The 14757-nt window shown below is 69.5% G+C and carries 6 protein-coding genes; all 6 read right to left on the reverse strand.

All coding sequences use genetic code 11. The annotated features are described in order from the left end of the window. Positions 1-25: 25 nt before the first annotated feature. Entirely contained in the window at positions 26-1075 is a 1050-nt protein-coding gene (locus HAV40_RS29815) for a sugar ABC transporter substrate-binding protein (RefSeq protein WP_166387100.1), read from the reverse strand. A gap of 207 nt (positions 1076-1282) precedes the next feature. After that, a complete protein-coding gene (locus HAV40_RS29820; protein WP_203672082.1) occupies positions 1283-2782 on the reverse strand; it encodes a glycoside hydrolase family 99 protein in 1500 nt (499 codons plus the stop codon). 26 nt (positions 2783-2808) lie between these two features. Further along, positions 2809-5637, reverse strand: a complete 2829-nt coding sequence (locus HAV40_RS29825) for a PQQ-dependent sugar dehydrogenase (protein WP_166387102.1) — start codon at positions 5635-5637, stop codon at positions 2809-2811. 77 nt (positions 5638-5714) lie between these two features. Beyond that, positions 5715-7829, reverse strand: coding sequence for a ThuA domain-containing protein (locus tag HAV40_RS38700; RefSeq protein ID WP_166387104.1), 2115 nt, complete (start codon positions 7827-7829; stop codon positions 5715-5717). Positions 7830-7893: 64 nt separating this feature from the next. Then, positions 7894-11169 carry a discoidin domain-containing protein gene (locus tag HAV40_RS29835; protein ID WP_166387106.1) on the reverse strand — a complete coding sequence of 1092 codons (3276 nt, stop codon included), beginning with the start codon at positions 11167-11169 and terminating at the stop codon, positions 7894-7896. 324 nt (positions 11170-11493) lie between these two features. Continuing rightward, positions 11494-14637 (reverse strand): fascin domain-containing protein, encoded by a 3144-nt coding sequence (locus tag HAV40_RS29845; protein WP_239087012.1) that lies wholly within the window; start codon positions 14635-14637, stop codon positions 11494-11496. Between the last annotated feature and the right edge of the window lie 120 nt (positions 14638-14757).

The raw sequence follows: 14757 nt of genomic DNA on the forward strand, positions 1-14757 counted from the left end.
CCCGCTCGCCCCGGCCGACGGCCGTCTACTTGGCGCAGGTGAGGTACTTGCTGTCGAAGTCGGACTTGAGCGAGTCGGTCTTGGCCTGGCGGTCGGCGTCGTAGGTGGCGACGTTGGCCGTGGTGACCACGAACGAGCCGGAGTCGATGATGACACCGGGCGTGGCCATGGTGCAGCCCTCGGACAGCTTCACCAGCGCGTACGAACCGACGTAGGCCTGGCCGACCGGGTTCTGCAGCACGGTCGCGGCGACCTCGCCGGCCTTGATGCCCGCGATGATGGTCGGGTCGTCGTCGATGGCGATCACCTTGATCGGCAGCTTGGCCTGCTTGACGCCGCCCGCCGCGGCCACGGCCGGGTTGTAGGCGGTGGTGACGATCGCGTTGACCTGGCTGCCCTTGGCTGCCAGCAGGTCGGCGACGGCCTTCTGCGCGGTCTGCAGGTCCTTGTCGATGTCGGTGATGGTGTCCAGCAGCTTGACCTTGCCGCCGGTCTCGTCGACGGCTTTGCTCACTCCCGCGATGCGCCGCTGGGTGTTGGAGTCGACCTTGTTGCCGGTCAGGTGGACCAGGTTGCCCTGCCCGCCCATGGCCTCCACGGCCGCCTTGGCCGCCTTGTACGCCGCCTCCTGCACGTCGGTGGACAGGCAGAAGTCGGCCAGGTTCTTGTCACCGGCCGGGCAGGACGCCAGCGAGCCGACGTGGAAGCCCTGCTTCTTGAGGTTCTCGAAGGTGGAGTTGATGCTCTCCGGCGCGACGCCGAAGATGCCGAAGGCGTTGTAGCCCTGCGCGGCCAGCGAGGTGAGCACGTCGTTCTGCTTGGTCTGGTCCCAGCCCGCGGTCTCGTTGAAGGTGACGTCACCGAACGCGAAGTCGGTCTTGGCCTTGCCGCCGGCGTCCTTCCACGGCTGGAAGTACGGGTGCGCGCCGCCGGGGACCAGCGCCACCTTCACCTGGGCGGCGGTGAGCGCGCTCGCGCCGCCCGCCGGGGTCTCTTCCTTCTTGGTGCAGGCCGACGCCGCGATCACCAAAGCGAGCACGCCGACGGTGGAGCCCAGTCGAACAAACGGCCTCATGCCGAGTTCCTTCCCTAGTCAGGCACTTCGAGCTGTCGAAATCCTATAGGATATTTCCTAGATGTTTACTCGGTCACGTAGCGGCAGTCAAGCCCTGATCCGTAACGACCTGATCGAACATGGAAATACGAAAACGCTTCCTAGGCAACGCTTCGCCGCCCCCGCGAAACGTTCGCGGGGGCGGCGAAGTGGAGGAACGGCGCCGGGTCAGGCGGTGATGATGTCGAACTTCTCCCAGCCGCCGACAGCGGTGCGGTTGGCGACCAGGGCCGCCGCGCCCGCGTTCTCGGCCGCGACGTACCGGTTGTTGGCCGTGGCCAGCAGGCTGACGCTGCCGTCGCTGTTGGCCACGACCCGGAACGTCTCCCAGGCCCCGGACGACACCGCGTTGGCGATCAGCGGGGCGGTGTTGTCGGCGTGGGTGAACCGGCTGTTGATCCGGGCGCGCAGCGCGATGAGGCCGCCGCCCAGGTCGACCCGGTCGAACTGCTCCCACGGGCCGACCGCGGTGCGGTTGGCGATCAGCGGGGCCGCGCCCGCGTTGTCGGCCGCCACGTACCGGTTGTTGACGCGGGCGCGCAGGCTCACCACCGTCGAGGTCGTCGGCGGCGGCGGGCTGTAGCGGTCCACCCAGTACTTGGTGCGGGTGAGGTAGGCCGTCTCGGCCGCGGCCCCGGTGAGGCCGTACGCGCCCGAGTAGGTCTGGTAGCCGTTGCCGCCCGGCGGGGAGGCGCTGGCCGGTTCGATCACCGAGCCCTCGTGCCACTCGTTGAACGAGGTGATCGACACCCAGCTCGGCGGGCCCCCGTTGGCCGCGGACAGGACGTTGCCCCACTCGCGGTCGTAGGTCGCCCCGTTGTCGCGCCCGAGCGTGGGCGTGGTGTTGCCGGGCACGGCCCGGTCGTCGATGTAGCCGGGACCCACCGACGGAGCCCAGACCAGGCCGTTGGCCTTGCAGAAGGCGCTGGCGTCGGCCCAGCCCGGCGCGGTCGCCCCCGCGATCGCGTCGTAGGTGTACATGCCGCCGAACCCGGCCACCTTCGAGGTGTCCGTCGTCTGCGCCAGGATGATGTTGCCGCCGCGCAGCGGCGCGATCGGGGCCCAGTCGGTGACGCGCAGGCTCTCGAACACGTAGAACGCGGGCCGGTTGCCGTGCGCGGCGTCGCGGTAGTACGCCGGGTGCGAGCCGTAGCGGCTGTTGAGGTAGTTGACGTCGGTGACGGTGGACGCGGCGGTGCGCCCGGCGTAGGGCTCCATGTGCCAGGCGACCTTGACGCCGTACTGGTTCGCGGCGTTGAGCACGCCGGGGACCAGGCGGTCCTCGTAGGAGTTCTGGCCCCACCAGCTGTACACGATGACGCCGACCCCGGCCTGGGCGATCCAGGCCATGTGCTGGTTCACGGCCCCGGCGTAGTCACCGGAGTCGTACGCGCCGAGCTTCGGGTACAGGTTCGCCCCGATCGCGTTCGGCGGCGTGAACCCGCCCTGCTGCCAGTGCCGGTACGAGCCGTTCACGGCCGGGTTGCCGTACCAGGAGTAGTAGAAGATGTGCACGTTGGACGCCAGCGGCGCGGCCGCCGCCTGGGCGGCCGCGAGGACGGGTGCCGCCACCGGCGGGGGCGCTGACGCCGCGGGTGTCCCCGACAGCGCCAGCGCCAGCCCGACGGCCGGCAGCAGGACGGACCAGGTCCGCCTGTTGCGTTTCATGATCTTTCCCTTCCGGGGCGATCGGGTTACTGCGTGATCAGGTCGAACTTCTCCCAGGGACCGATGGCGGCACGGTTGGCGATCAGCGGCTCGGCGCCGTTGTTCTCGGCGACGACGTACATGCCGTTGACGGTCGCGCGCAGGCTCACGCTGCCGTCGGAGTTGTTGACCAGCGTGAACGTCTCCCACGACCCGGCCGAGGCCCGGTTGGCCAGCAGCGCGCCCGCCCCGGCGTTCTCCGCGCAGACGAACATGTTGTTGGCCTTCGAGCGCAGCGCGTAGTTGCCGCCGCCCAGGCTGACCAGGTCGTAGCGCTGCGTGGTGCCGACGGTGGCCGCGTTGGCGATCAGCGCGGTGGTGGCGTTGGCCGCCGTCACGTACTGGTTGTTGGCCCGTGCCCGCCACGCCACGACCGGGGTGCTCGGCGTGCCCGTGGTGAAGGTGAACGAGTCGACGTCGAACAGGTTGCCCGCGCCGCCCTTGAACACCAGGTACAGCGTCGTCGATCCCGACGGCGCGCCGGACAGGTTCGCGGTGACGTTGGTGAACGTCTCCCAACTGCCGGTCACCGGCACCGTGACGGTGCCGAGCAGGGTCCCGGTCGCCGAGCCGGTGCGCACCTCGATGGTGCCGCCCGCGCCCGCCGAGGAGACCCGCGCCGTGAACTGCGTCGCGTTGCCCACGATGTACGGGGTGTACGCGATCCAGTCGTTGTTCTCGATGAAGCCGGCGGTGCGCCCGCCCTCGGCCGCCGCGTGGTCGGCCGGCTGCACGCCCGAGGTCGTGCCGTAGTGCTCACCCTGGCGCTTCTTCGGCTGCAGGGTGCGGGTGCTGCGCGAGGTCAGCCCGCCGTTGTCGGTGTAGGCCGCGTCGATGACGCCGAAGATGTTCGCCGCGGCGTCGTGCTCGCCGTCGACCGGGATGGTGATGGTGCCCGAGCAGCCCGTCTTCGAGGTGATCTGGTGGGCGTGGCTGTCGTGGCCCAGCGAGTACGTCACCGTCACCCGGGCACAGTTGATCGTCCCGTCCTCGGGGTCGCTGACACTGACCGTGAACGGCACCGTGTCGCCGAAGCTGAACAGCTGGCCGTTGCCGGGCGTGGTCAGGTTGATCGTCGGGGCCGCGTTGCCGACCGTGACGACCAGGCTCGCCGTGCCGGACAGGCCGCCCGGATCGGTGACCTTCAGGGTCGGGCTGTACGTGCCGTTGGCGGTGTACGTCTTGGTCGGGTTGGCCGCCGTCGACGTGGTGCCGTCGCCGAACGTCCACAGGTAGCTCAGCGCCCCGCCCTCCGGGTCGGAGCTGCCCGCCGAGGAGAAGTTGACCGTCAGCGGGCTCGGCCCGGAGGTCTTGTCCGCCGCGGCCTTGGCGACCGGGCTGCGGTTGCCGCCGCCGATGTACTCGATGCGGAACAGGCCCTGGTTGTTGGAGCCGGTGCCGTAGTCGAGCACGTACAGCGCCCCGTCGGCGCCGAAGGCCATGTCCATGACCTGGGTGCCGGTCCACGGGAACGCCGAGATCTCACCGGGCGTGCCGTCGGCGTTGAGCGCGATCGCCTTGATCCAGCGGCGGCCGTACTCACCGGCGAAGTAGCGCCCGTCCAGCGACTGCGGGAACTTCACCGTCGAGGTCGACGACGCGTTGAACCGGTACACCGGACCGCCCATCGGCGACTCGGAGCCGCCGCCGAACTCAGCCGGGGTGCCCGCGTCACCGCCGTAGCGGATCCAGCTCGGGCGGGCGGCGGGCAGGGTGCCCTGGCCGGTGTTGCGGAACGAGTTGTTCGCCGGAGCGCCGCAGTTGTACTTCGGCCCGGTGGCGTTGGTGGAGAAGTTCCACTCGTTGTACGTCTCACTGGAGGTGTTCGTGCCGGTGCAGTACGGCCAGCCGTAGTTGCCCGCCGAGGTGATCCGGTTGAACTCGACCTGCCCGCTCGGGCCCCGGTTGGCGTCCGTGGTGCCCGAGTCCGGGCCGTAGTCGCCGAGGTAGACGACGCCGGTGGGCTTGTCGACGCTCATCCGGAACGGGTTGCGGAAGCCCATCGCGTAGATCTCGGGCCGGGTGTTGGCGGTGCCGGGCGCGAACAGGTTGCCCGACGGGATGGTGTAGCTGCCGTCGGCCTGCGGCTTGATACGCAGGAGCTTGCCGCGCAGGTCGTTGGTGTTGCCCGAGGACCGCTGCGCGTCGAACTGCGGGTTGCGGTTGGTCCGCTCGTCGATCGGGCTGTACCCGGCCGACTCGAACGGGTTCGTGTCGTCGCCGGTGGTCAGGTAGAGGTTCCCGGCGGCGTCGAAGTCGATGTCGCCGCCGACGTGGCAGCACTGGCCGCGGTCGTTGTCGACCTGCATGGTGATGCGCTCGCTGCCGGTGTTGACGGTGTCGTCGGCGTTGAGGGTGAACCGGGACAGCCGCAGGTGGCCTTTCCACGGCGCGAAGTCCGCGGCGGTGCCGGTGACCGGGGCGTCGCCGCCGGGGGTGCTCAGCGGCGGCGAGTAGTACACCCAGATGTAGCGGTTGCTGGCGAAGTTCGGGTCGACCGCGATGCCCTGCAGACCCTCCTCGTCATGGGTGTACACCGACAGCTTGGCGGCCTGCTTGGTGTTGCCGTTGACGTCGGTGACCCGGATCGTGCCGTCACGCGCCGTGTGGATCACCGAGCGGTTGGGCAGTACTGCCAGCGACATCGGCTCACCCAGCTCGGCCGAGCCGGTGGCCAGGGACACCTGCTGGTAGTCGGCGGCCGGGATCGGCGCGGCCTGGGCGGCGGGGGCTGCCGCCGTGACGGACACCGCGACGCTCGCGGTGAGGGTGGCGGCGGCGGTGAGCCACAGCCGCCAGCGAGGAATCTTCCTCATGGGTTTCCTTCCGGGGGTGGGGGTGCCCCTCGGCGCGCGGGGGCTTGCGCGCCGAGGGGGTGGAGCGGGAACTTCCGTCAACTTCCGTAGACGTCGAGCTCCCAGATCGAGTAGCCGTACTGGGTGAGGGCGCGCTGGGTGCCGTTGACGCGCACGTAGCGGCCGGTACCGGTGACGTTGACGTCGTCGACGCCGCCGTCGCTGGTGGTGGTGGAGTAGACGGTGGTCCAGGTGGCGTTGTCGGGCGAGGTCTGGATCTGGTACGCCTTGCCGTAGGCGGCCTCCCAGCTGATCCGGACCCGGCTGACGCTCTTGCTCGCGCCGAGGTCCACCGAGATCCACTGCGGGTCGGCGTAGGCGCTGCCCCAGCGGGTGCCGGTGTTGCCGTCGACGGCGTTCGCGCCGTTGTGCGCGCTGCCGGGCTCCACGCTGGAGACGGTCACCGGGCGGTTGCGCGACAGCAGGACCGGGCCGGTCCCGGCGGGGGTGCCGTAGACGTTGAAGTCCCACAGCGAGTAGCCCCACTGGGTGGCCCGCGCCGTGCCGTTCATGCGCACGTAGCGGCCGGTGCCGGTCAGGCTCACGTCGTCCACGCCGCCGTCGCCGGTGGTGGTGGAGTAGACCGTGGTCCAGGTGGCGTTGTCGGGCGAGGTCTGGAGCTGGTAGCCGCGCCCGTAGGCGGTCTCCCAGTTCAGCCGGACCCGGGTCAGGTTGTACGAGGCGCCCAGGTCCACGGTGATCGACTGCGGGTCGGTGTACAGGCTGCTCCACCGGCTGGCGGAGTTGCCGTCCACGGCGTTGGCGGCGACGTTGGCCCCGGCCTCGGTGCTGGAGGCGGTGACCGGCTTGCCCTGGGCGATGTCGGTGGCCGGCGGCTGGCTGCCGTCGGTCTTGATGCGGATGTTGCGGTAGTTGATGTCCGCGCCCGCGCCGTCGTTCTGCACGCCGATGTAGCCGGTCGCGATCGCCCGGGTGCTGTTGTAGTCGTTGATCTTCACGCCGTTGAGCCAGATCTCGACCCGCTGCCCGTGCAGCCCGATCTCATAGGTGTTCCACTGGCCGGGCGGGTTGAGCGCGGCGGCGCGGGCGGTGGTGTTGGGCGCCTGGAAGCTGTACACGCTGCCGGTGGTGCGGCTCGGGTCGGCGTCGGTGGCGTCGATCTGGATCTCGTGACCGGCGTTGACCGGCCCCCACGGGTCGTTGAGGGGGTCGGGGAAGCCGATGAACACCCCGCCGTTGTCGTCGCCCGGCATCATCCAGTCGAGCTTCAGGGAGTAGTTGCTGTAGGTGCGCACCGGGAACCACAGCAGGCCCATGCCGCCGAACGAGGTCAGCGTCTCGTTGGCAAGGGTGAACCCGCCGGGACCGGCCATCCGCCACTGGTTGAGGCTGGCCTGCGTGCCGTCGAAGATCGCCGTGTAGCCGGTCTCCGGGCGGCAGTCGGCGGGCTTGGACCCGGCCGCGATCTGGATGCCGCCGAGCAGCATGGTGCGGAAGTTCGCGTCGGCGTAGGTCTCCTCGGTGTGGCCGAGGCCGGTGTACCAGGAGCGCCCGCCGCCGTAGTTCTGGCACCAGGTGATCGGGTGGTCGCCCATGGTGCCGCCGCTGTACGACGACTCGACCAGGCTGGCCAGCACCTTCACGTTGGCCCGCGGGCTGGCGCGGTAGTTGTACCACTCGTCGGTGCGGGTCCAGGTCGGCGGCAGGTGCGAGGTGGAGATGTTCGACCGGTCCTCGACCCGGATGGTCGCCTGCTGGGTCGCCGGGTGCGACGAGAAGTACGCGCCGACCAGGCCGCCGTACCAGGCCCAGTCGTATTCGGTGTCGGCCGCCGCGTGCACGCCGACGTAGCCGCCGCCCGCGGCGATGTAGCTCTGGAACGCGGCCTCCTGGGTCGCGTTGAGCACGTCGCCGGTCGTCGACAGCCAGATGACCGCCTGGTACTGGGCCAGGTTGGCGGTGGTGAACTGGGCGGCGTCCTCGGTCGCGGTGACCGTGAAGCCGTTGGCCGTGCCCAGCGCCTGGATCGCGGCGATGCCGTTGGGGATGGCGGAGTGGCGGAAACCGGCCGTCTTGGAGAAGACCAGCACCTTGGTCAGCGGCGCGGCCTGCGCCGTGGCAGGCAGCGCCAGCGCCGCCGACCCGACCGCCAGGGCGAGGCCGGTGAGCAGGGACAGAAACCTTCTGCGCATCGTTGCTCCTTCGAGAGAGGGTGCGCCGGAGGCGACGGACGGCCGCCTCCGGCACGAATAGGGGTCAGGACCCGTAGACGTCGAACTCCCACAGCGAGTAGCCCCACTGGGTGGCCCGGGCCGTGCCGTTGATCCGCACGTAGCGGCCCGCGCCGGACACGGTCAGGTCGTCGACGCCGCCGTTGCCGGTGGTGGTGGACGAGACCGTGGTCCAGGTGCTGTTGTCGTTGGAGACCTGCACCTGGTAGGCCGTGGCGTACGCGGTCTCCCAGTTCAGGACCACGCGGCTGACGTTGCGGGTCTGGCCGAGGTCGACGGTGATCCACTGCGGGTCGGCGTAGAGGCTGCTCCACCGGGTGGTGGTGCTGCCGTCCACGACGTTGCCGGGCACGTTGGCCCCGGCCTCGGTGCTGGACGCCGTCACCGGCCGGTTGCGCGACAGCAGGGTCGCGCCGCTGGCCGGGGTCCCGTAGACGTTCAGGTCGAACAGCGAGTAGCCGTACTGGGTCAGGCCGCGCGCGGTGCCGTAGACGCGCACGTAGCGGCCGGTGCCGGTGACGTTGACGTCGTCGATGCCGCCGTCGCCGGTGGCCGTCGAGAACACCGACGTCCACGCGCTGTTGTCCGGCGATACCTCGACCCGGTAGGCCTTGCCGTACGCGGCCTCCCAGTTGATCCGGACCCGGTTGACGTTGTACGACGCGCCCAGGTCCACGGTGATCCACTGCGGGTCGGCGTACAGGCTGCTCCAGCGGGTGGCGGCGTTGCCGTCGACCGCGTTGGCGGCCACGTTCGCACCCGCCTCCGTGCTGGACGCCGTCACCAGGCGGCCCTGCGCCAGGTCCTGGCCGCCGGTCGGCGGGGTGCTGCCGACGCCGCTGCCGACGAACGTGTAGCTGTCCACGTCGTACAGCGCGCCGGTGCCCGACCCGGTGAACACCAGGTACAGGTCGTGCGTGCCGTCGTCGGGCTTCGTCACCGGGGCGGTGACCTCGGTGTAGTTGTCCCAGCCGCCGGTGCCGGGCACGGTGACCCGGGCGACCTCGGGACCGGTGACCGAGTCGTACCGGAAGGACAGCACGCCGCCCGCTCCGGCCGAGGAGACCCGCGCCTTGACGCTGGTGATGCCCTTCAGGCTGACGCCGTGGTGGCGTACGCTCTCGCCGTTCTGGATGTCGCCCAGCCGCTTGCCGCCCTCGGCGGCGGCCTGGTCGACCACCTTGGGACCGTTGAGGGTCACGTAGTGCTCGGCCTGCCACTGCTTGGGCCACAGGGTGAGCTGCTGCTCGCCGGTCAGCGGCACGGTGCCGGACGCGCCCCGGTCGGTGTAGCTGCCCCGGACGACGAAGAACTGCACCGCGTCGAGCCCGGCGTGGATCGGGCCGGTGTTGAAGGTGAAGCCGCAACCGGTGCCCTGGCCCTCCTCGTGCGCGTGTTCCTGGTGCCCGAGCGCGACCCGGACGACGACGTTGCCGCAGGCGATGGTGCCGTCCTGGGCGTCGGTCGACGCGGCGGTCGCGGTGACGTCGTCGCCCCAGCCGTAGATGCCGCCGTTGGGGATCGAGCCGACGGTGGTCACCGGCCGGTTGTTGCCGACCACGATGGGGATCTGGACGCTGCCCGACCGGCCGGTGCCGTCGTTGACCGTCAGCCGGGCCCGCTTGTCGCCGACCGTCGTGTACGTGTACGACGGGTTCGCCGCCGTGGAGTCGGTGGTGCCGTTGCTGTCGAAGTCCCAGGCGTAGGTCAGCGGGTCGCCGTCGGGGTCGCTGCTGCCCGCGCTGGAGAAGGTCACCGCGAGCGGCGCGAGGCCGTTGTCGCGGTTGGCCGTGGCCACGGCGATCGGCGAGCGCCCGCCCGCCACGTAGTTGATTTTGTACAGGCCCGCCGCGGCGTCGCCGGAGAAGTAGCCGTTGCCGTATTCGAGCAGGTAGAGCGACCCGTCGGGGCCGAACTCCATGTCGATCGGGTGCACCAGCTGCATGCCGGACACCACCGGCTCGATGACCGTCGGGTTGCCGGTGACCGGGTTGCCGTTGTCGAACTGGACCTCCTTGATCCAGTTGCGGCAGTACTCGGTGATGATCAGCTTGTTGTCGTAGTAGGCCGGCCACTTCACCGTGGAGTTCAGGTTCGGGTTGTAGTGGTAGACCTCGGCGTGGTTGGGCGAGCCGCAGCCGCCCGGGTTGTCCAGCGCGGGCCACTCGCGGCTGCCGCCGTGCTGCTCCCAGACCAGGGCGGGCTTGGTCGGCGGGAGCTGCTGCAGGCCGGTGTTGCGCGGGGAGTTGTTGACCGGGCCGGTGGCCCCGCCGCACGGGAACCAGCCGCGCGGGGCGTTGGCCGCGAAGTCCCAGTCGTTGTAGGCGACGTTCGGGCCGCCGCAGTAGGGCCAGCCGTAGTTGCCGGGGCCGGTGGCGCGGTTGTACTCGTCGTAGGCGGCCGGGCCCCGGTTGGCGACGGTCGCCCCGGCGTCCGGTCCGACCTCGCCCCAGTACAGGGTGTTGCCGGCCTGCTTGTCGACCCAGATCCGGTACGGGTTGCGGTTGCCCATGGTGTAGATCTCGGGCCGGGTGTTGGCCGTGCCCTGCGCGAACAGGTTCCCGGCCGGGATGGTGTACGTCCCGTTGCTCTCCGGGTGGATGCGGTTGATCTTCCCGCGCAGGTCGTTGGTGTTGCCCGAGGTGCGCTGGGCGTCGTACTGCGCGTCGCGCGAGGTGCGCTCGTCGATGGGGGCCATGCCCGCGGAGTCGCCGCCGGAGTTGGTGTTGTCACCCACCGCGAAGTACAGGTTGTTGTTGCTGTCCCAGGTCATCGAGCCCGCGGAATGGCAGCACAGCCGCCGCTCGGTCGGCCACTCGATGAGCTTGGTCTCGCTCGCCGCGTCCAGCACGTTGGTGGACGTGTTGAAGGTGAACCGGGAGATCCGGTTGACCAGCGGCGTGGCCACCGGGGAGTAGAACAGGTACACCCAGCGGTTGCTGGTGAACTGCGGGTGCAGCGTGATGCCGATCAGGCCGTCCTCGAACCGGGCGTCGAGCTGCAGTGTCAGCGCCACGGTGGTGGAGTTGGTGGCCGGGTTGTAGAGCCGGACCTGACCGCCGCCGGAGCTGGTGCCCCGGTTGATGTAGAGGACCTTGCCGTCGGGCAGCACGGACAGCTCGATCGGCTCGCCCATGGACAGTCCGCCGTCCAGCTTCACCTTCTCGAAGCTGGAGGTGGCGGGCGGCGCGGCGGCGGCCGGCGCGGGGATCGCGACGACGTTGACGACCGCGGCCGCCACGCTCGCGAGCATCATCAGGGCCAGGCCCGCGGCCAGGCGCGGGCGGGTACTTCGAGGCATGGGTCGCTCCGGATCAGTGGGGGTCGGCTGGTGCGGGACGGGGACCGAAGGGGTGCGCGACCGTCCCGGCGACCGGCCACTGATCTGGCGCGGAGCACGGTGGATCTCGGCGATGGGTGCCATGACGCGTTCCCTCGGGGTCGGGCGTCCGGGCGGTCCGTGACGTGCCGCCCGTGGAGGCGGAACGCCCGGTGCCGTCCGGGCCACCGGGTTCCCGCTGGGTGTGCGGGAACCCGGACGGTCGGCTCGGAGCCGGGTCGCCGAATGCTCGGCTCCGAAGTGGCGTATGCGCAGGGCCGGAGCTGGTCCGGCCCTGCGCGGGGCTCAGAGTGTGATCATTTCGAACTTCTCCCAGGGGCCGATGGACGCGCGGTTGGCGACGAGCGCCGCAGCGCCGCCGTTCTCGGCCACCACGTACTGGTTGTTGACGGTGGCGCGCAGGCTCACCGTGTTGTCGGCGTTGCGCACCAGGGCGAAGGTCTCCCAGGAGCCCGCTGAGGCCCGGTTGGCCAGCAGCGGGTTGGCTCCGGCGTTCTCCGCGCAGACGAACTGGCTGTTCGACCGGGCGCGCAGCGCGATGTTGCCGTTGCCGAGGTCGCTCACCTGGAACTGCTGCGCCGTGCCGACCGTGGCCGCGTTGGCGATCAGGGCCGTGGTGGCGTTGGCCGCGGTGACGTACTGCCCGTTGGCCTGGGCTTTCAGGGCGACGTAGCCGGTGGCGGGTGGGGTGCCGCCGGTGGTGATGCGCAGCGCGTCCACGATCGCGACGGCCGTGGCCTTGTTGACGATCCGGATGGTGTGCTGCCCGTTGCTCAGCCCGGTCTTCGACCAGACGACCGCCTGCGCCTGCCGGGCGCCGGAGACGTACAGGTTGACGTTGGCCTGGAGCACGTTGTCCAGGTACACGTCGACGTTGCCCATGTCGCCGTTGCGCTCGGACAGGTACTCGATCCCGGTGCCGGTGAACGTGTACGAGGCCGCGGCGTTGACGGTGTTGGTGTGGTGGGTGTCGTCGTTGTAGTCGCCGTAGCCCCGGGCGGTGGTGTGGTACCAGCCCGCGTCGTAGGTCAGGTCGGTGTCGTTGACGAGCCCGCCGCCACCGCCGCCGCCGGGAGTGCCCAGGCCCAGCGTCGAAGCCGTGTTGAGCAGTGACTTCTGGGCGTTGTTGGCGGTGCCGGTCAGCGTGGTGGCGCTGTAGGTCGACAGCGGCTTCGCGGTGCGCTCGACCACGTACACCGTGTTCGCGGCGGTGGCGAAGCTGACCTCGGCCGCCGAGGACGTGGTGATGATCGCGTTGTCGGACGTGCGGCGCACCTGGACCTGCTGGGTGCCCCACGGGTTGACGACGGTGGCGTTCTTGCCGAACTGGCTGCGCAGCCCGACGTACTTGACCTCACCGGCCTCGCGCTCCGAGCTGACCAGGAAGCCGTCCTTGGCCAGCAGGGTGAACTTGCCGACGAAGGAGGAGGCGGTGGGCGGCGCCGGGAACACCCTGATCTTGTCGTTGTAGCTCTGCAGCAGCGACTCGTTCATGGCGACCAGGTGGATGCCCAGGTACTCGAACACCCCGTTGGTGTTGTTGGTCATGCCGTTGGGGTAGTTCTGGTAGCGCTGCAGCATGGTCCGCATGCCGTTGAACGCCTGGTCGCCCAGGCCCAGGCGGGCCGCCTGCGCGTGGTCGTTGGCCCACACGTTGGCGTACGGGTTGGGCCGCACGTTCCACGTGTTGACCGCGGTGTTGTAGTCGGAGAAGCCGATGCCGGTGCGGTCGTAGGGCCAGATCAGCTCGGCCGACACGTTCTCACCGTTGCGGACCTGCGACGACGGCGGGTCGTGCGGCAGGTAGGCGTTGTTGCTCAGCTGGTACGGCCACAGGTTGTCGACCAGGTTCTGCCAGCCCGCGCGCAGCCCACTGTCCAGGCCGAGCTGCGTGCTGACCTGGATGGTCAGCGGGGCCAGCAGCCGCACCGCGGCCAGGTCGGTGATCGCGTTGCGCACGTCCCAGTAGGTCTCGTGGGCATTGCTGTTGACCATCTGGTACTTGCCGTTGATCAGCTGGAACCGGTTCTGGTAGAACCGCAGCGCGTCCTTCATGTACGGGTACACGGTGTTCTGCAGGTACGCGGTGTCGTTGGTGTACCGGTACTGCAGGTACATGTTGTACGCGACCTCGGTGCCGGTGGAGTAGATGTCGTTGACGTAGTCGCTGCCCACGGTGCCGCGGGCGTTGCCGTCCCAGCCCATCGTCTCGGGCACCCACAGCGAGTCGGTGCCGTACCTGGTCTGCGTGTACGCCTTGAGCGCGGTGTAGTTGCGGCTGTAGAGCCGGTTGAACACCGCCATCATGTCGGCGTGGTTGCTGGCCAGGAACGAGTTGTAGACGTCGCGCTGGTTCCAGTACCAGTAGCCGTTGCTCCACTTGGTCTGGTCGCCGGTGGCCCGGAACACGCCGTTGATGAAGTGCACCGGGTAGTTGCCGTACCCGCCCGCCGCGATCATGTACGTGGACAGGTAGTACACGTTCTCCAGGTAGTCGGCGTCGCCGGCGGCGTTCGAGTACTGCACGAACGACCTGCCCCAGAAGCTGTGCCACCAGTTCTTGTAGTTCGTGAACGTGGTGTTGTATCCCGTCGACTTGGCCGAGGCGAGCTGGTTCTTGGCTTGCGCGACCGAGTCCAGGCCGGGCGAGTTGATTCGGCTGGCCGCGGTGAACCAGATGGTGTAACTCGACGACGGCGTGATCGACAGCCGCACCCGGGTGCCGTTGACCACCGAGGCGCTGTAGGACGCGCCCTCGACGGTCGCGGCGAAGGTGTAGCCGAAGTTGTTCGGGTCGGCCTGGCCGCGGCTGAACCAGGCTGCCGACGAGTCGCTGCCGGTGGACACGGTGCGCCAGGTCGTCAGGTTGGGCACGTCGGCGCTGTTGGAGACCCCGTTCGGGTCCCACAGGCTCAGCTCCAGCGTCGCGGCCGACACCCCGCCACGGGTGTCGTCGACGTGGATGCCCATCACCTCGGAGTTGGGCGCACCCATGATCGTGACGGTGCGGTTGCTGTCGTACTTCGTGCTCAGCGTGCCGTCGTACAGCGACAGTCGCTGGGAGAAGGTGCTCGACCCGGCGTCCAGCGCGGGGCTGGTGTTGAAGTTGAGCTGGCCGGCCGCGAACGCCGACTGCTGCGACAGGTCGACGCCGGAGACCTGCGCGGTGATGCCGTTCTGGGACCAGACCATGGCCCCGGTGCGGCCGTTGCCGACGGTGAGCCCGTGCAGCGGGTTGGTGTTCTGGCGGTGGTAGACGAGGTCGTGCTTGGACAGGTAGCCGGCGTAGTTGACGTTGAGGGCGCCGGTGGCGGAGTTGAACGCGGCATCGGTCGGCGATGCCAGGGCGGGCGCGGCGGGGACGGCAGCGCCCAGGCCTGCGGCGACGACCGCCGCCAGGGCCAGGCGTAACGACTTGCTGAGGTTCATGGGGGAAAACCTCCGCGAAAAAGGGGGGCAGATTTCCGGCGTGTTACCGGACCGTGTATGAAATATCCTATAGGATAGATGAAGATCAGGTTAAGACATGTCGCTACTTGTATCGAAATT

Origin of the sequence: Catellatospora methionotrophica, from assembly GCF_011297335.1 — a bacterium.
Taxonomy (GTDB): Bacteria; Actinomycetota; Actinomycetes; order Mycobacteriales; family Micromonosporaceae; genus Catellatospora; species Catellatospora methionotrophica.

Coding starts and splice junctions, on each gene's coding strand:
- HAV40_RS29815 (WP_166387100.1), bottom strand. CDS start 1,075: ATGAGGCCGTTTGTTCGACTGGGCTCCACCGTCGGCGTGCTCGCTTTG.
- HAV40_RS29820 (WP_203672082.1), bottom strand. CDS start 2,782: ATGAAACGCAACAGGCGGACCTGGTCCGTCCTGCTGCCGGCCGTCGGG.
- HAV40_RS29825 (WP_166387102.1), bottom strand. CDS start 5,637: ATGAGGAAGATTCCTCGCTGGCGGCTGTGGCTCACCGCCGCCGCCACC.
- HAV40_RS38700 (WP_166387104.1), bottom strand. CDS start 7,829: ATGCGCAGAAGGTTTCTGTCCCTGCTCACCGGCCTCGCCCTGGCGGTC.
- HAV40_RS29835 (WP_166387106.1), bottom strand. CDS start 11,169: ATGCCTCGAAGTACCCGCCCGCGCCTGGCCGCGGGCCTGGCCCTGATG.
- HAV40_RS29845 (WP_239087012.1), bottom strand. CDS start 14,637: ATGAACCTCAGCAAGTCGTTACGCCTGGCCCTGGCGGCGGTCGTCGCC.